16 protein-coding genes are annotated in these 18,641 nt (G+C 72.6%); 13 read left to right on the top strand and 3 right to left on the bottom strand.

Going from position 1 to position 18,641, the window contains the following annotated elements:
• Nucleotides 1–6: 6 nt before the first annotated feature.
• The 6 genes from AC6I72_RS30650 to AC6I72_RS30625 all read left to right on the top strand — a co-directional run bounded on the left by AC6I72_RS30650 (nucleotide 7) and on the right by AC6I72_RS30625 (nucleotide 4,498).
• The gene (locus AC6I72_RS30650) at nucleotides 7–417 is read left to right on the top strand and encodes an effector-associated constant component EACC1 (protein ID WP_498004385.1); all 411 of its coding nucleotides are present in this window, start codon (nucleotides 7–9) and stop codon (nucleotides 415–417) included.
• On the top strand, nucleotides 414–1,736 hold the full coding sequence (locus AC6I72_RS30645; RefSeq protein ID WP_498004384.1) for a caspase family protein: 1,323 nt from the start codon (nucleotides 414–416) through the stop codon (nucleotides 1,734–1,736). The genes AC6I72_RS30650 and AC6I72_RS30645 overlap by 4 nt, the downstream gene beginning before the upstream one ends.
• Before the next feature lie 122 nt (nucleotides 1,737–1,858).
• Nucleotides 1,859–2,062, top strand: a complete 204-nt coding sequence (locus AC6I72_RS30640) for a hypothetical protein (RefSeq protein ID WP_498004383.1) — start codon at nucleotides 1,859–1,861, stop codon at nucleotides 2,060–2,062.
• 126 nt (nucleotides 2,063–2,188) lie between these two features.
• Nucleotides 2,189–2,284, top strand: coding sequence for a putative leader peptide (locus AC6I72_RS30635; protein ID WP_420709875.1), 96 nt, complete (start codon nucleotides 2,189–2,191; stop codon nucleotides 2,282–2,284).
• A gap of 226 nt (nucleotides 2,285–2,510) precedes the next feature.
• Complete coding sequence (locus tag AC6I72_RS30630; protein WP_498004382.1) at nucleotides 2,511–3,929, top strand: sulfatase family protein; 1,419 nt, start codon at nucleotides 2,511–2,513, stop codon at nucleotides 3,927–3,929.
• A 62-nt stretch (nucleotides 3,930–3,991) separates the two neighbouring features.
• Complete coding sequence (locus AC6I72_RS30625; protein ID WP_498004381.1) at nucleotides 3,992–4,498, top strand: GNAT family N-acetyltransferase; 507 nt, start codon at nucleotides 3,992–3,994, stop codon at nucleotides 4,496–4,498.
• Between the two features lie 469 nt (nucleotides 4,499–4,967).
• Here AC6I72_RS30625 and AC6I72_RS30620 read toward each other — a convergent pair whose 3' ends face one another.
• Nucleotides 4,968–5,636: a Type 1 glutamine amidotransferase-like domain-containing protein gene (locus AC6I72_RS30620; protein ID WP_498004868.1), complete on the bottom strand. Its 669-nt coding sequence runs from the start codon at nucleotides 5,634–5,636 to the stop codon at nucleotides 4,968–4,970.
• Nucleotides 5,637–6,406: 770 nt separating this feature from the next.
• Here AC6I72_RS30620 and AC6I72_RS30615 point away from each other — a divergent pair.
• The 4 genes from AC6I72_RS30615 (at nucleotide 6,407) to AC6I72_RS30600 (ending at nucleotide 12,626) form a co-directional block, all read left to right on the top strand.
• Nucleotides 6,407–7,291 carry a TIGR04222 domain-containing membrane protein gene (locus AC6I72_RS30615; RefSeq protein ID WP_498004380.1) on the top strand — a complete coding sequence of 295 codons (885 nt, stop codon included), beginning with the start codon at nucleotides 6,407–6,409 and terminating at the stop codon, nucleotides 7,289–7,291.
• Between the two features lie 289 nt (nucleotides 7,292–7,580).
• Nucleotides 7,581–8,351: a hypothetical protein gene (locus AC6I72_RS30610; RefSeq protein ID WP_498004379.1), complete on the top strand. Its 771-nt coding sequence runs from the start codon at nucleotides 7,581–7,583 to the stop codon at nucleotides 8,349–8,351.
• A complete protein-coding gene (locus AC6I72_RS30605; RefSeq protein WP_498004378.1) occupies nucleotides 8,348–10,477 on the top strand; it encodes a bifunctional serine/threonine-protein kinase/ABC transporter substrate-binding protein in 2,130 nt (709 codons plus the stop codon). Before AC6I72_RS30610 ends, AC6I72_RS30605 begins: the two co-directional genes overlap by 4 nt.
• A gap of 1 nt (nucleotide 10,478) precedes the next feature.
• A complete protein-coding gene (locus tag AC6I72_RS30600) occupies nucleotides 10,479–12,626 on the top strand; it encodes a bifunctional serine/threonine-protein kinase/ABC transporter substrate-binding protein (protein ID WP_498004377.1) in 2,148 nt (715 codons plus the stop codon).
• A gap of 347 nt (nucleotides 12,627–12,973) precedes the next feature.
• On the opposite strand, the gene AC6I72_RS30595 is transcribed toward AC6I72_RS30600, so the two are convergent.
• Entirely contained in the window at nucleotides 12,974–13,735 is a 762-nt protein-coding gene (locus AC6I72_RS30595) for an ArsR/SmtB family transcription factor (protein WP_498004376.1), read from the bottom strand.
• Between the two features lie 151 nt (nucleotides 13,736–13,886).
• Here AC6I72_RS30595 and AC6I72_RS30590 point away from each other — a divergent pair, with 151 nt between their 5' ends.
• Both AC6I72_RS30590 and AC6I72_RS30585 read left to right on the top strand, forming a co-directional pair.
• Complete coding sequence (locus AC6I72_RS30590; RefSeq protein WP_498004375.1) at nucleotides 13,887–15,281, top strand: MFS transporter; 1,395 nt, start codon at nucleotides 13,887–13,889, stop codon at nucleotides 15,279–15,281.
• Between the two features lie 71 nt (nucleotides 15,282–15,352).
• Complete coding sequence (locus tag AC6I72_RS30585; protein ID WP_498004373.1) at nucleotides 15,353–16,276, top strand: PhzF family phenazine biosynthesis protein; 924 nt, start codon at nucleotides 15,353–15,355, stop codon at nucleotides 16,274–16,276.
• A gap of 153 nt (nucleotides 16,277–16,429) precedes the next feature.
• Here AC6I72_RS30585 and AC6I72_RS30580 read toward each other — a convergent pair whose 3' ends face one another.
• Complete coding sequence (locus tag AC6I72_RS30580; RefSeq protein ID WP_498004372.1) at nucleotides 16,430–17,122, bottom strand: TetR/AcrR family transcriptional regulator; 693 nt, start codon at nucleotides 17,120–17,122, stop codon at nucleotides 16,430–16,432.
• A gap of 53 nt (nucleotides 17,123–17,175) precedes the next feature.
• Here AC6I72_RS30580 and AC6I72_RS30575 point away from each other — a divergent pair, with 53 nt between their 5' ends.
• A complete protein-coding gene (locus AC6I72_RS30575) occupies nucleotides 17,176–18,294 on the top strand; it encodes an FAD-dependent oxidoreductase (protein WP_498004371.1) in 1,119 nt (372 codons plus the stop codon).
• Nucleotides 18,295–18,641: the final 347 nt, after the last annotated feature.

The raw sequence follows: 18,641 nt of genomic DNA, 5'->3' as shown, positions 1-18,641 counted from the left end.
GTTCCCATGGACAAGTGCAGGGGCAGCAGTAGTGAAGATTCCTCCGGGCAGGGCACGCTGATGGTGCGGGTGAGCGCCGGGCCGGGCGTGGACGTCGAGAGGAGTCTGGTCTCGCTGCGGGATTGGCTCGCTGCGGAGGAAGCGCTGCGTGGCCGGGTGGAACTGCGCGCCCAGGCGCCGCAGCCGGGGCAGATGGGATCCGCACTCGACGTGCTGGCGGTGGCGCTGGGCTCCGGCGGGGCGGGGGCCGTGCTGGCCCAGTCCTTGTCGACCTGGCTGGTACAGCGCCGTGCGGACGTCACTGTGCGGCTCATTCGGCAGGACGGGCGAGAGGTCACCGTGGAGGTCCAGCGGGCGACGGATCCGCAAGCGGTGATCCGTGCGGTCGGTCACCTGCTGGACGGCGGTGATGAGTGAGCCACGGCGGCCTCCGCCTCCCCGACCGTGCCGCTTCTCGTGCGGTCCTCATCGGGTGCGGCGACTTCGCCGACATCGGGCTGCCGGCGATCCCCGCCGTGAAGTCCAACCTCGCCGACCTGCGGGCGGCGCTCACGGAGGAGACGCACGGGATCCTGCCGGCCGAGCACTGCCGGCTGCTGGCCGATCCAGCCGATCAGCGCAGCGTCGGCATGGCACTTGCCTCCGCGGCGCGCGACGCGGACGATCTGCTGCTTGTCTACTACTCCGGTCACGGGCTGCTGGATGAGGACGGGCTGCTCCACCTCGCCTTGTCCTCCACCGACCCTGCCCACGCCGCCTTCACCGGCGTCCCTGTCGACCTGGTCAAACGCTACCTCGGCCGGGCTCGGGCGCGCCTGCGCGTCCTGGTGCTGGACTGCTGCTTCTCCGGCCGCGCGGTAGCCGCCATGACCGAATCCGGCAGCCTGCTCTCGGCCCAACTCGAGGTGAGCGGCACCTACACGCTCACCTCCACCACAGCCACCGCCCCCTCACACGCGCCACCCGGCCAGCGCCACACCGCCTTCACCGCTGCCCTGCTCGACGCACTGAGTCAGCCCACGCCGCTCACCCTGGACGGTATCCACCAGCACATCGACACCCTGCTGCACGGCGCGGGGCTGCCCAGGCCGCAAAGGCGCTCCGTCAACGCCGCCGGAGACCTCGCCCTGGCCCGCGGCCCCGTCCCGGTGCGCGGAACCGCTCCGAGCACCGGCGCGGAAGAGATCCGCTTCCGTGAACAGCTCTCCGGGCCGCCCGCCAGGAGCCGCCGGGACACCGTGGAGGCCGGCCTATGGGGCATGGGTGCCATGGCCCTGTTGGTGCTGATGGCGGTGTTCGGGGGATGGCAGACGGCCTTGATCGCAGTTGCCGCAGAGACTCTGCTCGTAGGGCTGGTCCTCCTGCTGAACTTCCTCCGGCGAGACGTCCACCACGAGCTCGTCGTCAACGGGCACGGCCTCGGCATCGACCATGGCACGCATTCCGCTCACGTGCCCTGGAAAGACATCGAGTGCGTGGGCGTCGTACGCCGGGCACCTGGAACGACAGTCTTCCCCAACGCGCTCATCGTTCGGCTGAAGGCCGGCGCACCGCGCCCGCAAGGCTTCCGCAGAGGGCTCAACAAGAACCTTCCCGACCAGCGCTACGTGGTCGTGGGAACACTGGCCCTCTACGGAGCCGACCCGGTGCGCCTGCGCTCGGCCATCGAACATTTCGCCGGCGGCGTCTACCGAACCGACCAGCAACTCCTCGAGATGGACCCACGGCTGCGTTGACGTCACCCGCTCCCGCTGGGGCCGCCCACGGCGCGATGGTGCCGATCACCCGCTGTCTCCTCATGTCCTGAGCCTGAGCCAGGCGTCACCTGCTCGACGAGCCCGAAGCCGTCCGGGAACGAATGCAGGAACTCACGGCGCCCGGGATCTGTCTCGACCTCGGTCATTGCCTCGTTCCCCTGCCGGAACTCAGCACGCTGAAAGACCGCCAGGCGGCCCACCACCACAGCGACACCCTCCAGTGCCTTCACCGCGTCATGCTGATCCATGTGCTCGCCGTCCGCACCCTCGGCGAACCGGGCAAGGTTCACGAGGAACGCGTCTGACGTGAACGGGAGTTCCAGGTCACGAGTGCAATGCGCTCGTGACCTGGGTTCCGCGCTTCGGCCGGACGTCCCACTGTGCGGACATCGCTTGACGCGGCGCTTCGCCCGCTGGCAGCCTCCCTGGCCATGAGACTGCCCGCCGATCGTCGACGTGCGCGCGCCACGCTCGTGGAGCGGCGGCACGTCGACCTGTGCCGGCAGTCCAGCGCCCTCTGTCGCTGAGCCCACACAGCTTCCCCCCGGCCCCCCGGGGAACCACGGCCAGCCAGTCTCCGGATAGCCCCTGGTGATCCGAGAGCCGCGCTCACGGGGGGCTGTTTCGCACACTCCCTCCGCGTCCCTCGTGCGTGCGCGGCCGTGTGGCCGCCGGCGCCGTGAGGTGTGCGTGGTGGTGTGCCGCCCGCTGATCCGCGTCCCGCCACGAGGGCCGCCCGAGCAAGGATGCCTCATGCCCGACATATCACGTGTTTCCCGTCGCACCTTCGGCGGTCTGATGGGCGGCGGTGCGCTCACCGCCGTCGCCGGTCCCGCCGCCGCGGCGTCCTCCGCTGCCGAGCGGGAGGAGGCCGAGCGGCCCTTCCGGGCCAGGAGCGGGTACCGGCCCGGACGGCGGCCCAACTTCCTGTTCATCCTCGGCGACGACATGGGCTGGGCCGACCTCTCCTGCTACGGCGCCCCGCACATCCGCACCCCGAACCTCGACCGGCTGGCCCGCCAGGGGGTGCGCTTCACCGACGCCTACTCCGGCTCGGCGACCTGCTCCCCCACCCGGTTCAGCCTCTACACCGGCCGCTATCCGGGCCGCACCAAGGGCGGGCTGGCCGAGCCCATCGGCAGCAGAACGCAGGGCCTCGACCCCCACCACCCCACCCTGGCCTCGCTGTTGAAGCGGGCCGGATACGCGACCGCGCTGATCGGCAAGTGGCACTGCGGCTGGCTTCCGGACTACAGCCCCACCAGGTCCGGCTGGGACGAGTTCTTCGGCAACTTCGGCGGCGCACTGGAGTACTTCTCGAAACTCGGCCAGCTCGGCGACTACGACCTGTACGAGGGCGACGCCACCTACAAGGACCTGCGCTACTACACCACCGTCCTGACCGAGCGGGCGGTGGACTACGTGGGCCGCCGCCACGACCGGCCCTGGCTGCTGAACCTCAACTTCACCACCCCGCACTGGCCGTGGCTGACCGAGGAGGACAAGGAGACGGCCGCCGGGATCGCCGCGAAGATCCGCGCGGGGAACGTCCTCGGTGCCCTTCAGCACACCGACGGCGGCTCGGTGGAGAAGTACAGGGAGATGGTGGAGAACCTGGACGCGTCGATCGGCGAGGTGCTCGCCGCGCTGCGCCGCTCCGGGCAGGAGGAGAACACCGTCGTCGTCTTCGCCAGCGACAACGGCGGCGAGCGCTTCTCCTACCAGTGGCCGCTCAGCGGCGGCAAGTCCGAACTGCTGGAGGGCGGCATCCGGGTGCCGACCGTGCTGCGCTGGCCGGCCGCCGTCGACGGTCACCAGGTCAGTCACGAACCCGTCTACTCCCCCGACTGGACCGCCACTCTGCTGGACCTGGGCGGGGCCCGGCCGGACCCGGCGTACCCGCTGGACGGGCACAGCCTCGCCGGCTATCTGCTGCGCGGGGAGAACCTCCCGCAACGCGACCTGTTCTGGCGGGTGCGCGGCAACCGCGCGCTGCGGCGCGGCGGCTGGAAGTACTACCAGGACGCCCAGGGCAAGGACCACTTGTACGACCTTGCCGCGGACGCCCGCGAGCAGGCCGACCTCGCCGCCGACCGGCCCGCGCTGCTCGCCGAGCTCAAGTCGGCCTGGGAGCGGATCGACGGCGAACTCCTGCCGTACGCGGCGGCCTGACCGGGCGCTCCGGGGGGCGGAGCGCGACCCGGAGCGCCCGTCCCGTCCCGGACAATGAGCGCATGGACATTCGATCCCCACGTGTGAGCGAGCTGCCCGTTCTCCAGGACATCGAGAGGGCCGCCGGTCAGCGGTACCACGACATCGGCATGCCGGAGATCGCCGAGGACGAGCCGCCCGCGCTGGACGAGCTCGCCCGGTACCAGCGCGACGGGAGGGCCTGGGTGGCGGTCGACGCGGCCGACGTGCCGGTCGCCTACCTGATCGCCGACCGCGTCGACGGCAACTTCCATGTCGAGCAGGTCTCGGTGCACCCGGGCAGCGCTCGACGCGGGGTGGGCAGGTCCCTGCTGGAACATCTGGCCGACCACGCCAGGAGCCGGCGGGCGCCCGCCCTGACCCTCACCACGTTCGCCGACGTCCCGTGGAACGCCTCCTACTACACGCGCTGCGGCTTCCGGGTCCTGGCCGAGAGCATGCTCACACCTGGCCTGCGGGAGATCCGGGAGCGCGAGGCGGCCCACGGCCTGGACCGGTGGCCGCGCGTGTGCATGCGCAGAGATCTGTGACGCCGGGGGGGGCGGCCGCCGCGGGCAGAAGGGCTGCCGCTCGGCCCACCGCGCCGTCCCGGCGCCACCGCACCACCCGTGAACCGCCGAGGCGGCCCAGGGTCAGCGCAGGGCGGCAGACAGTATGCGGGTCCGCTCCCTGGGGGCCGGGCGGTGCGGTGAGCGGCACCTCGCTGCCCGCGGGCCGCCCGCACACGTTCACCGACCGCACCTCACCGCCGTCATAGCTCACCCGCCCGATCTCGTGACCGTGGCCGCGCTGGTCGGCGTAGGGCCTGCTGCCGGCGAAGCCGACCGTGCCGACCGGCAGGTTCGGGTGGGGGTGCCGGCGCAGGCCGGCCCAGGTCTCCGCGGCGGTCTGCGACCACCTCACACAAGCCGCCTGAGCAGGTGCTTCCCCCGGCAGCTCCGCATCAGTGGGCCCCTGGCCGCCGAACCGCCCTGTCCGAAGCCCCCACCACACGTTGAGTCACGGATGGAACCGCCACCGGCCTTCAGAAACGACGTCCACCTCGCCGTCCCTGACACGAAGAGCCGTCTCGTCGTCGATGAAGTAGATCGGGAAGTCCGCCCGCGCAGCGATGCGATCAGCCCAGGCGTCGTCCCGCTCGGGGAAATCCGGTGAGTACAGGTGAGGCTTGAGATACCAGTCGAAGAGGCCGAACGGCGGCTCCACGGTCGTCGCGCCGAGGACGTGGAGGTCCGTGGTGTCCCCGATGACGTCGGCAGAGTGTCCGGTGAGGTTACGGCTGAAGATCATTGATCCGGCGCTGAACCCCACATAGACCCGGCTCTCCAGCGCCTCCAGGAAGCCGTCGGCCAGGCCGTTGCCGGTGATGCTGCGTGCGAGGTGGTAGTGGCTTCCGCCCCCGACATAGATGACGTCGGCGTGCAGCAGCCGGTCGAGCACCGTCTGCCGGGGCAGGCCATTGAGCTCCAGGACGTCGAACTCCCGCCAGCCGAGACCGTGCAGCCGGTTCATGTCCGCGAGGAGCCACCCATGGTCCCCCGGCTCGGCGACCGATGCCGTGGGAACGTACACGACGTTCGCCGATCCGAACGGCCTGCCCAGCATGTCCCGCAGCGCATCCCGCTGCGACTCGTTACGCAGACCGCTCGCCGTCAACAGAAAGTCCATCGGGCGAGCCAAACACGACGCACGCGCCCGCGCAACAAACCTGGGATCCACCAGCACGGTCATGGCATGGGCGCATCAGGAACACGCACTCACGCGTGGCAGCCGTTCTGGGGTGGGTTGAACACAAACCGCGAACACGCCGAAGGGACGGCCCGGTCATCGTGTGGCGGCCGGGCCGCCCCTTCGCCGTAGCGGGTGACAGCCGGACGCGGGCAGGACGGGGTGGTCGATGTGGCGGTGCGCGACAGGTCATGGACTTCGGCATCGCGGGCTTCACCCACACCCACACCCACACCCACACCCACACCCACACCCACACGGTCGCGCCGGCCGGCGTGCTCTGGCCGCTGGGCACCGCCCAGTACTTGGAACTCCGGAGCAGTTCTGGGACCAGCGGGGTGACGAACGCTCCGACCCCGCACCCTCGGCAGCGTCGTGTTCGCTCCGTTCACCGGGGAGCAGCCGTTCGGCGACGGCAGTCCGCCGCATACTCGACGAAGTGCCCCGGCCGGACCCGCTGTCCCCCACGTCCTGGACGGCCACCCAGGATTTCAGGGCCGCTGACCCGCAGGACGTCGCAGAGGGCCTCGCTCTCCGCCCCGGGCTCCGCGCCGCGCGGGCGGTGCCCGACCCGGAGCGCCGCCCATCCCGGCATCCGGCTCACCCGCCGCGGCGCGGGAACCACCCGCATGCCCGTCGACGTCGTGTTCGACGGCATTGCCCGCACCGTATCGCCCGACAGCGCTTCGACACCGTTCAAGGAGGCAGCGATGAACGCCCCCTGGGGTTTCACCGGCCCCGAGTTCCTCGGCCTGTACGCCGCAGGCTTCGCGGTCGCCGTGCTGCTCGGCATGGCCGTACGGCAAGCAGCCCGCCGCTTCCACCCCGCCACGGACACCAGCTTCGTACCGGACGTCTACACCATCGCCTGGATCGTCGGCGGGGCGTACCAGGTGGTGCGCACCGCCCTCTTCGCCCTCAGCCAGCGCGGCCATCTGCGCACGGCCCCGGACGGCACCCTCACCTTCTGCGGCAGCGTCCCCGACGAACCGGTGCAGCGGGCCGTCCTGGAGGCCGCACGGAGCCGGGAGGCCACCAGCACCACGCTGGTGCACGAGGCCGCCCGGCGACTGCCGGAGATCCGCCGGGTCGGGGACAACGCGCGCAGGCTCGGTCTGCTGCCCAGCCGCCTGCGCCGTCTGGCCGGGCGGCTGGCCGGGCTGCCGATGCTGGCGCTGATCGGGGTCGGCATCGCCCGGGTGGTGAACGGTGTCCACCTGGGCCGCCCGGTGGGCTGGCTGGTGACCTTCCTACTGGTCTCCCTCGTGGTGGCGGCGGTCTTCGTCTGCACCCCGCCCCGGATCACCCCCGCGGGCTGGTACGCGGTGCGCAACTCCGGAAGGTCGAGCCACCCGGTGCACTGGGGACCGGCCGGCGACGGTCCGAAGGTGCCGGCCACGATACTCACCGTCGCCATGACAGGCTGGATCAACATCCCCGACCCGACACTCCGCTCGTCCCTTTTCAGCGGGTTCTCCTCCTCGTCCTCCTCCTCCTCGTCCTCCTCGTCCTCGTCGTCCTCCGGAGGCGGCTGGGGCGGCAGCAGCTGCGGCGGCGGGTGCGGTGGTGGCGGCGGCGGAGGGTGCGGCGGATGACGGCCCGGCCGGGTTTCGGCATCGGCCGGCGGCCCGGGCGGGCGTCGGGGACGATTCCCGTGGGACCGCGCCTGTCCCCCGCCGTCCGCGCTCACGGAGCCGGCGGATGACTCACCGGCGCACGCCGGGCAACGTCAGGCATGACAACCGCCTACTGAGCCCGGCGAGTTGACCAAGGTCCCCTAGACTCGCTGCGGTCGCACACTGGCACGGACGCATGGTGAGTGGGGGCTTCATGAGGTACGCGGCGACGCGCTGTCGCACACGGCGGGGATACACGGTGCTGGCCGTGTGCGGGGTAGTGCTCTCGGGCTGCTCCGGCTCGAGCGACGGCGCGCACCGGGCCGGTCCGAGCGTCTCCTCCCCCGCCGTGTCCTCACCGGCCGGACAGCGCGGGACGGGGGACGCCACCGTGCGCTTCACGGTCGACCCCGCGCGCGTCCCCACCACCCCGTCCGCCGCCCTCGACCTGGTCCGCGCCGTCACCGCGGGCCCGGACAGCTACGGCCCGGGCTACGTCAAGCGCCCCCCGTACGAGAGCGACCCGGCCGCCTGGCCCGTCCTCGGCGCCGACTGCGTCTGGCGGCAGAGCTCCTTGCCGGGTGACGTCCTGGCCACCTTCACCCGCTACAGCCGGCTGCCCGCGGCGGGCTCGAAGGGCGAGGTGCGCACCGCCGCCACCGTCACCCTGCACCGCACCGCCGCGCAGGCCGACCAGGAGATGGCCGAGACGCTGGAGGAGGCGCTGCGCTGCCCCGACCAGCAACTGCGTGCCACCGAGCGGATCAGCGGCCTGAATTCGATGGGCTCCGGCTACGGCACGAACGGCAACACCTCCGCCGACGACTACCTCATCGAGATGGGCACGTACGACGATCCCGCGCTCGGCAAGGGGTCGACGTACTACATCTGGAACCAGGTCCGGCTCGGCCCGGTGACGATCGCCGTCGTGGTCGAGGGCGGCAAGGGCTTCGGCCAGGGCGACCTGCTGACCGTCCAGGCACGCGCGGTGGCCGGGATGGAGACCAAGGTGCGCACCGGACTGGGGGTCCAGAAGTGACCGACCGTTCCCTGCGCCCCTCCGACCCGTCGTTCGTCGGCGGCCACCGCCTGCTCGCCCGTCTGGGCGAGGGCGGCATGGGCGTCGTCTACCTCGGCCGTACGGAGTCGGGCACGCTCGCCGCCGTCAAGGTGATCCAGGCCGGGTACGCGCACGACGAGGCCTTCCGCGCCCGCTTCCGCCGCGAGGCCGATGCCGCGCGACGCGTGGACAGCCCGTGGGTGGTCAAGGTCACCGGCGCCGACCCCGACGCCGAACAGCCGTGGCTGGCCACCGTTTTCGAGCCCGGCCCGTCCCTCGCCGACGCGGTCGGCCGGCACGGCCCGCTGCCCGCGCGGACGGTACGTCTGCTCGGCAAGATGCTGGCCCGCGCGCTCGCCGCCGTGCACGACGCCGGTCTGGTGCACCGGGACGTCAAACCGGGCAACATCCTGCTCGCCGCCGACGGCCCCCGCCTCATCGACTTCGGGATCGCCCGCTCGCTGGACGACACCGCGATCACCGCCGCGGACCTCGTCGTCGGCTCCCCCGGCTTCCTGTCCCCGGAGCAGGCCACGGCCCGCGGCGAGCGCCTCGGGCCCGCGAGCGACGTCTTCTCCCTGGGGTGCGTGCTGGCCTACGCGGCGACCGGCCGGCCGCCCTTCGGCGGGGGTGCCGTCGACGCCCTGCTCTACCGCGCCGTCCACGACAGCCCCGACCTCGACGGCGTGGACGAGGACACGGCGGCCGTCCTGCTGCGCTGTCTGGCCAAGGACCCCGCCGACCGCCCCACCGCGGCCGAACTGGACGCCGCCCTGGTGGAGGACGCGTCTTCGGGCACCGCCGGGTGGCTGCCCGCCGGCATCGTGCGCATGGTCGCCGAACGGTCGGCCGAGATGCTGGCCCTGCCCGAGATCGAGGCCACGCTCGCCGAGGCACCGCCCGCGGCCGCCCCGTCGCGCCGCAGGTTCCTCGCCGTCGCCTCCGGCGGTGCCGCCGTGCTCGCCGCGGGCGGGGGCGTGGCCGCCTGGGCCGCCCTGCGCCACGACGGCGGCACCGGCAAGAAGCAGGCCGCACCGCCCGGTTGGGCGCTCGGCGTGCAGGCCGACCTCAGCGGTGCCGGCCGGGCGGCCGGGCGGGCCCAGGAGCAGGGAGCACGGCTCGCGGTGGAGGAGTTCAACGCCCGCCGCGACAAGCCGTTCACGCTCCGGCTGAAGACCTCGGACGACGCGGGCCTGGCCGGCCGTGCCGCCGCCGCGGCCCAGCGGCTCGCGGACGACCCGGACGTGCTGGCCGTGCTCGGCTCGAGCACCGACGAGACGACCCAGGCCGCGCTGCCCGCCTACGACGCGGCCCTGCTGCCCGTGATCAGCATGTCCGCCGGGCAGAACCTCTACCAGAACACCCGCTCCTTCGTCCGCGGCCGCCCCCTGCACGGCACCGTCGCCATGAAGCTGGCCTTCCACCTGGAAGCGACCAGTGCGGCCACCCCCGTCGGCATCCTGCTGGACCGGACCGCCGGTGACGTGTCCTGGCAGACCGTCCAGATGGTCAACCTCATCGTCCGGAAGTACGGCGATGCCACGCACCCCCGCGTCGTTCCCGCCGGCACGGCCGACTTCGGGCCCGTCCTGGACGAGATGCGAGGCGCCGGCATCAAGGCGTTCGTCTACGCGGGGCCGTTGGAGGGGGCGATCCGGGCGGCCGAGGGACTGGCCGGCTTCCACGGACCGAAATACGCGGCCGAACCCGCGCTCGACCCCCGGTTCGCCGCCGAGGAGAGCGCGGCGGGCTGGACGGTCGTGGCCGGAGCGATCGGGCCCGGCGCGGCCCAGGTCCGCTCCTTCGCCCAGGCGTTCCGCAAGCGGTACGGCCGCCCGCCCGGGTTCTGGGCGGCGGAGGGCTACGACGCGGCGAACCTGCTGATACGGCAGCTCACCGCCACCAGGGGCAAGCGCCCGGCGCGCCAGGAGCTGCTCGCTCCGCTGAAGGCCGCCAAGTACCGGGGCATCACCCGGGACTTCGCCTTCGACCCGAAGCTCCTGCAGCTCAGCACCCCCGCCAGCTTCGTCCACCAGGTACGTGACGGAGCCTTCCACTACCTGGGGCCCGCCCCTGACAGGGCTCCGCAGCCGAAGGCGAAGTGACATGCGTCCACTCACCGCACAGGACCCGGATTCGGTCGGCGGGTACCGTCTGCTCGCGCGGATCGGCGCGGGCGGCATGGGCGTCGTCTATCTCGCCCGTTCCGACGGCGGCGCCCTGGCCGCCCTGAAGGTGATCCGCGCCGAACACGCCGCCGATGCGGGATTCCGGGCCCGTTTCCGCCGCGAAGCGCAGGCCGCCGCGCGGGTCGACGGCCGCTGGACCGCGCCCGTCACGGCCGCCGACCCGGAGGCGGCCGAACCCTGGATCGCGACCGCCTTCGTTCCCGGGCCCTCGCTCGCCGAGACCGTCGCAGAGCACGGGCCGCTGCCCGCGGACACCGTACGGGCGCTGGGGGCGCGGCTCGCCGAGGCGCTCGCCGCCGTCCACGCGGCCGGACTGGTGCACCGCGACATCAAGCCGGGCAATGTGCTGCTCGCCCTGGACGGGCCCCGCCTCATCGACTTCGGCATCGCCCGGGCCGGCGGAGCCACGGCCCTGACCGCGACCGACGTGGTGATCGGCACGCCCGGCTATCTCTCACCGGAACAGGCCCGTGCCCGCGACGAGGAGGTGGGTCCGCCCAGCGACGTCTTCTCCCTGGGCTGCGTCCTCGCCTACGCGGCGACCGGCCGGCCGCCCTTCGGCGGCGGAACGGTGCCCGCCGTGATCTTCCGCACCGTCCACGAGGACCCCCGCCTCGACGGCATCACGGAGGACGGCCTGCGGGTCCTGGTCGCCCGCTGTCTCGCCAAGGACCCGGCCGTCCGCCCGACCGTGGCGGAACTGCGCACCGGACTCGGTGACTTCGGCACCGACGACTGGCTGCCGCCCGGGCTGCCCGCGGTGATCGCCGAGCGCTCGGCCGAGGTACTGCACCTGCCCGAGCCCGAGCGGCCCACGGTGCCCGGGACCCTGGTGGACGAGCCGCCCGCGCCGAGCCGCCGGCGCCTGCTGGCCCTGGGCGGCGCGGCCGCCGTCGTGCTGGCCGCCGGCGGCTCCACGACCGCCTGGCTGACCGGCCGCGGCAACGGGCCGTCCGCCGCCGCCTCCCGTCCACGCCGTACCGTCGCCGTGCAGGCCGACCTCTCCGGTTCCGGCAAGGCGCTCGGTACCTCGGTCGAGCGCGGTGTCCGGCTGGCGGTGGAGGAGCACAACGCGCGCGCGGACCGTCGCTTCGACCTGGTCCTCACGGTCCTCGACGACGCGGGAGACGCCGGCCGGGCCAAGGAGGTGGCCCGGCGCGTCGTCGCGGACGGCCGCGTGTGCGCGGTGATCGGGCCGACGTCCGACGCCACGGCCCTCGCGGCCCAGGACCGGTACAAGAAGGCACTGCTGCCGATGGTGACGGCCTGGGCGGGCTCGGACTCGCTGTACGCCGCCGTGGACACGGAGAACCCCACGTCGTCCGTGTTCCAGCTGCGCCCCTCCGACACCGCGATCGGCGCGCCCCTGGTCCGCTATCTGACGAGCCTGCGCCCGGCCCGCCGCACCTTTCTCGTCGAGGACCAGGCGGCGGGGGACTACAGCTGGCTGATCGCCCGTCCTCTGGCCGAGAACCCTCCGTCCCACGGCACGGTCACCCGGCACCAGGTCGCCGCCGACACCGGTGACTTCGGTCCGGCCGTCGCCGCCGCCCTCGCGGCACGCGCACAGGCCGTCGTCTACTGCGGCGACTCCTCGCGGCGCGCGGCCTCCTGCGCACGGGCGCTGCGGGCGGCGGGGTTCACCGGCACGCCCGCCGCGACCCAGGCCGTCCTCACACCCGAGTTCCTGCGAGCGGCCGGCGCGGCGGCCGAGGGGTGGGTCTTCTCGGCGACGTTCGTGGACCCGGCCCGTCTGACATCGGCCGCCGGTTTCGTACGGTCGTTCAAGAAACGGTACGGCGTACGGAACGTCGGTCGGGGAGCGGCCGAAGCGTACGACGCCGTCGGTCTCGTCGCGCACGTTCTGGCCACCGTCGGAACGGTCCCTGTGGACCGGAGCAGCCTCACCCACCGGCTGCGGACCGTGTCCTACCGGGGCATCACCCGGACGATCGCCTTCCGAACCGGTACCGGGGAGGTGAAGGAGGAACCCGGGCTGTTCCTGTGGCGGGTGGAGCACGGGACGCCGCTCTTCCTGGGCCAGTACCAGGAGGTGAGGGTCTAGTCCAAGGGCCGGCGGCCACCGGTTCCTCGTTCTCGCCCATGCCCTCGTCGGCCGGGCGGGTCCGGTCCTGCCGTTCGACACGACGCCCGGCCTGCGTGCAGAAGGCCGGGCCGACGTGTTCCGGGGTTGTGGCGGCGCGACCGTGTGCGGGGGCGCATCCGGGCAGGTTCGGTCAGCCTTTCCCGGCTCTTCGCCGTCGATCACTGTGGGACGCGGCGGGGCGTGCGAGGGCAGGACTTCGCACAGTCCGCACGCGCGTCGGGTGGTGACCGCTTCGGCGGTGCGGCCGTTCTCGACCAGAAGGCAGGCCGGATCACTCGCGTCGTCGTCGGTGGCGGGTCATCTCGTTACCGGGCGAGTGTCAGACCGAGCGAGGCCTTCAGGCCTTCTGTCCCCTCGTCCGTCACGTGGACCACGCGCGGTGACGCTCCCCAGCGCACCCAGCCCAGCTCGAACAGCCGGGCCGTCAGCTTCGCGCCGAGTCCGCCGGCGAGGTGGTGGCGGTGTTCGCTCCAGTCGACGCAGTAGCGCACCGCGGGGCGGCGCGGCGGCAGCCGGTCGGTGTCGACACCCAGTTCGCGCAGCTGTGCCCGGCCACTGTCGGTGAGTTCGTAGCTGATGTCGCTGCCGTAGGAGGCGGGCCGGTCGCGCAGGGCCTCGTCGGGGCGGTGGATGCCGTCGTATCCGGTCAGCACACCGCGGTCGAGCAGCGCGCCCATCAGGGCGGTGCCGAGTTGTCCGGCCAGGTGGTCGTAGCAGGTACGGGCGCGGTGCAGGGCGCCCGCACGGTTGCTCTGTTTCAGTGACGTGACGGGCAGCGCCGGCGCGATCAGGGCCAGGGCTTCGAGGGCGGCGCAGACGTCCGGGCCGGCCAGGCGGTAGTTGCGGTGCCGGCCCTGCCGTTCGACCGTGACGAATTCGCCCTCGATCAGCTTGGCCAGGTGCACACTGGCGGTCGCGGCGCTGACACCGGCTTCGTCGGCGAGGACGCCGGCCGGCAGGGCGCGGCCGTCGGCCAGGCTCTTGAGCATCCGGGCCCGCGAGGGGTCCGCGATCAGCGCCGCGGCGCGGGCGATGTCGGTCTGCTGCTTGGGCGGCTCCTCCATCATCACCGCAGCATACATCGACACTTTTACGTGCGACGAAGTATCCGACTCGCATGATCTCTCCATGAGAGCAACGCACCTTGCCGCCCGCGGCGGGCCGGCCACGAGGCCGGCAGCCGCACGGCCCACCGGCACCCGTCCGCCCACGCTCGTCATGGCTCCGTTGATCGCGCTCAGCCTCGGCTATTTCCTCGTCATGCTCGACGTCACGGTCGTCAACGTGGCCATCCCCGACATCCGCGCCTCACTCGGCACCGGCGCCACCGCCCTGCAGTGGATCATCGATGGCTACAGCACCCTCTTCGCCGGTCTGCTGCTGCTCGGCGGCGCTCTCGCCGATCGCATGAGCCACCGCAGGACGTTCCTGGCCGGACTCGGCGTCTTCACCGTCGCCTCGCTGGCCTGCGCTCTCGCCGGATCACCCCTGCCGCTGATCGCCGGCCGGCTGGCCCAGGGCGCGGGTGCGGCACTCCTGGTGCCCGCGTCCCTCGGTCTTCTCCAGGCCACCTACCCCGATCGGGCGGTGCGTGCCCGCGCCGTCGCCATCTGGGGCGCGGTCGCCTCGGTGGCCTTCGGCGCCGGACCCGTCGTCGGCGGACTGCTGGTCTCCGGCAGCGGCTGGCGCGCGGTGTTCTGGCTGAACCTTCCCGTCGCCGCCCTCGCGATCACCCTCACCCTGCGGCACCACCCGCCCTCCTCCCGGCCGCGGCACACGGCGCCCAAAGCGGACCCGCTCGGCCAACTCCTCGGCGTCTTCGGCCTCATCGCACTGGCCGGCGGCCTCAACGAGGCGGGTTCACGCGGCTGGACCTCGCCCCTGGTGCTCTGCGCGTTCGGGGCCGGCCTCACCGCCCTGGCGGCCTTCGCCGTCGTGGAACGCACTCTCGAAGCACGCGTCCCCGCCGAGGGCCGGCGTGCGCCGCTGCTCCCGCCGTCCCTGTTCCGCTCCCCTGTCTTCACCCGCACCGCAGCCATCGGCCTGCTGATCAGCCTCGGCTATTACGGCATGCTGTTCCTGGCCACCCTGTACTTCCAGCAGGAGCGTGGATTCAGCGCGCTGGCCACGGGCCTCGCCCTGCTGCCGTCGGTGTGCATGGGGCTGACAGCCGCCCCGCTGCTCAGCCGGTTCACCGCCCGCACCGGTCCGTACGTGCCGATGACCGCCGGCCTCGCACTGGGCGCGCTCGGCTTCCTCGGCTGGCTGCCGGCCGGTCCCCACACCCCCTATCCCGTGCTGCTGTTCGCCTTGGTCGCCACCGGCCTCGGCCAGACGCTGACGGCCCTCGCCGCCACCGCCGCGATCATCGACGCCGCACCCGCCGGGGGCGCGGGCATCGCCTCCGCCGTCTTCAACGTCGCCCGGCAGATCGGCAGCGCCGTCGGGGTGGCCCTGTTCGGTACCTTCACCACCACAGCGTCCGACTTCACTGCGGGACTGCGGCTGTCCACCGGCCTCGCCGCGACCGCGTTCGCGACCGGCGGCGTGCTCGCACTCACCGCCCGCCGCCGTGCCGGCCTCCCCACCTCGGAAGAGGCGGCGCCGGTCTGACGGCCGGCAGGCCGCAAGAAGCCCCTCATCAGGAACCCGGAAGAACCTCCCACAGAACAGGACACTCGACCATGACCCACCCGACGGAATCCACGCCGACCGGACCGGCCCGCCCCCTCACCTCCGAGGTGCTGCACTACACCGCCTTCCCCGCCGGTCCGACCGGCGGCAACGGAGCCGGGGTCATCCTCGACGCCTCCCGCCTCGACGACGCCGAGATGGTGGCGATCGCCGCCGAACTCGGCTATTCGGAGTCCGCCTTCGTCACCGCCGGACCCGACCCGGACGACGGCCGGTCGTTCACGCTGCGATTTTTCAGCCCCAAGGCCGAAGTCGGCTTCTGCGGCCACGCCACCGTCGCCACCGCGGTGGCGCTCGGCGAACGTCTCGGCGAAGGCGAGTTCGGCTTCCACACCGCCGCGGGCCACGTGCCCGTCACCGTCCACGAGGACAACGGCACGCTGAAGGCCACTCTCACCAGCGTCGAGCCCTCCGTCCACGACGCCGCCCCGGCCGATGTGGCGGAGGCCCTGGCGGCGCTCGGCTGGCAGCCCGGCGAGCTCGATGCCGCGCTGCCTCCGAGGATCGCCTTCGCGGGCGTGCGCCACCTGGTGCTTGCGGCCGCGACCCGCGAGCGACTGGCCGACCTGGACTACGACTTCGACCGGCTCATGAAGCTGATGCGACGTCTCGACCTGACGACGGTGCAGCTGGTGTGGCGGGAGACATCGAACGTCTTCCACGTCCGCGACCCGTTCCCGGTCGGCGGCGTGGTGGAGGACCCCGCGACGGGCGCCGCGGCCGCGGCCTTCGGCGCCTACGCCCGCGACCTGGCCCTCGTCCCGGCGGACGCGAGGCTCACCCTCCACCAAGGCCACGACATGGGCCGCCCGTCACTGCTGGAGGTCGACCTGCACGCCGGCGATGCGCGGATACGCGTCACCGGAGCGGCGACCGGCATTCGGCAAGAGCGCCAGCTCCGGGGAGCAGAGTGAGGAGAACCCGCCGCCGCCTCCCCTACGGCGACGGCGCCCTCGCCGTCGCCGGGCAGCCGCTCGGACCAGTTCCCTGTCCGACCGGGTTCCGGGGAGGAGGTGGAGCACCACCGGCATCATGCCGACGACTGACGCTCGCGCAAGAGCCGAGCGTCACTGTGGCGGCGTGGTGAGTCTGACGGCCACGGCGTCGAGGACCCACTCCAGACCGGTCGCGAAGGACTCTTCGGCGGCCACGTCCGTGCCGTCGTGCACCGCCTTGGCCAGCGCCGGGAAGCGACCCGTGGCCAACATCCTCGTCACATGCGGGCCGGAGGCGCGCTGCCAGTCACGCTTGGACAGACCGGTGGCGCGCTCGGCCCGCAGGTTCGCGATCTCGCGCCTGATCGCGCCAGTGGAATAGGCACTGACAGTCTCCACAGCGCGCATGACGGTGTCGCCGTCGGCGAGGCCGTCGAGGGCGGCCAGCGTGGCCTCGGTCACGGCGAGGCCGTTCGGGCCCAGGGCCGGGCGGCGGCCGAGCAGGTCGGCCAGCCATTCGTGACGAAGAGCGGTCCGCCTGGTGCGGTGGGCGAGGACGCGCAGCGCCTCCCGCCAGTCACCGGGCTGTTCCTCGGGGAGGATCTCGGCCTGGACGTGGTCCATCATGAGGTCGAACAGTTCCTCCTTGGTGGAGATGTATCCGTACAGCCGCATCGGGCCGGCGTTCAGCCGGGCGGCGACCTTGCGCAACGACACCGCTTCCAGCCCGCCCTCGTCTGCGAGCGCGATGGCGGCGGCGACGATCCGCTCCCGGTCGAGCGGCACGGGGCGAGGCGACGGCTCCGGCCGGTCCCACACAGTCATGGCGACATCGTACTGTTGCTATACGTCGTCTCATATCGATACGGTGTATCGCCATGAGACGACGTATAGCAGTGGTCGGGGGCGGTCCCGGCGGCCTCACCTTCGCCCGCGTCCTGCACCGCCGCGGCCACGCCGTCACCGTCCTCGAACGTGACCCCGCGCCCGACGCCCGTCCTCCGGGCGGCGCCCTGGACCTGCACGAAGGTCTGGGCCAGCTCGCGCTGGACAAGGCGGGGTTGCTGGCGGAGTTCCGGGCGCTGTCCCGTCCCGAGGGGCAGGCCATGCGCATCCTGGACACGGACGGGACCGTCCTGCGCGACTGGCGCCCCCGTCCGGACGAGCGGGCCAATCCCGAGATCGACCGCGGGCAACTCCGTGACCTGCTGCTCGGCCCTCTCGATGTCCAGTGGGGCCGGAGCGTGACCCAGGTGGTGCCAGGGACCCGGGACGGCGTACTGGTCCAGTTCGCGGACGGGCGACAGGAGACGTTCGACCTCGTGATCGGCGCGGACGGCGCCTGGTCCCGGGTCCGCCCGGCGGTATCGTCCGCGACGCCGCAGTACACCGGCGTCACCTCGGTCGAGACCTCCCTCGACGACGTCGACACCCGCCACCCCGGCCTCGCCCGGCTGATCGGCGACGGTTCCGTGGCGGTGTACGGCGAGAACCGCTCCCTCGTCGCCCAGCGCAACAGCGGCGGCCACGTCAAGGTGTACGCCAAGTTCCGCGCGCCGGGGGACTGGCACACGAACCTGGACGCGGCCGACGTCGGGGCCGTCCGATCGAGCCTGCTGGCTCTGTTCGACGGCTGGGCCGCTCCCGTCCTCGACCTCCTTCGCCACAGCACCGCTTTCGTCCACCGCCCCCTCTACGTCCTGCCGGTGTCCCACACCTGGACCCACGTCTCCGGGGTGACTCTCCTGGGCGACGCCGCCCACCTGATGCCCCCCTTGGGGGCGGGCGCGAACCTCGCGATGCTGGAAGGCGCCGAACTCGCCGAGGCCATCGCCACCGGCCCTGATGACCTGGACGAGGCCATCCGCGCCTTCGAGGAACAGATGTGGGCACGGGCCGGCAGATGGGCGAAGATCACGACAGCCGGTCTGGAACGCCTCGTGAGCCCGGACCCCGCCGAAGCCCTCGCCCTCTTCGACCAGGTCCAGCCGTCCTGACTGCCGAACGCGAGAGCAGCAGCGCCGACAGGGAGGCAGGGGGCCGCCGCCGTCCGTGCGGGACGGCTCTCCTGTCGTCAGGCGGGCCGTACGAAAGCGCCGTTGACACGCTCGACGAACTGGTCCTTGCGGACGCTTGCCGCCCCCAACCGCCGGTCCTCCCGGCACCTCACCCTGATCGTCACCGGCCGCAACGACGTACACCACCAGGTGCGGGCGCGTACTCACCGGATCGGGTACCCGCCTGCTCACCGGAGAAGGACGGCACCGCGCCGGCTGACGAGCTTCTTCCGGCCCTGCCCAGGAAGGTTCTTCTTGAGCGGGGAGAGCGCCGTGGTCGGCAGGAA

The sequence above is a fragment of the Streptomyces sp. Xyl84 genome (assembly GCF_059731885.1).
This window is presented reverse-complemented; position numbering and strand designations above follow the sequence as displayed.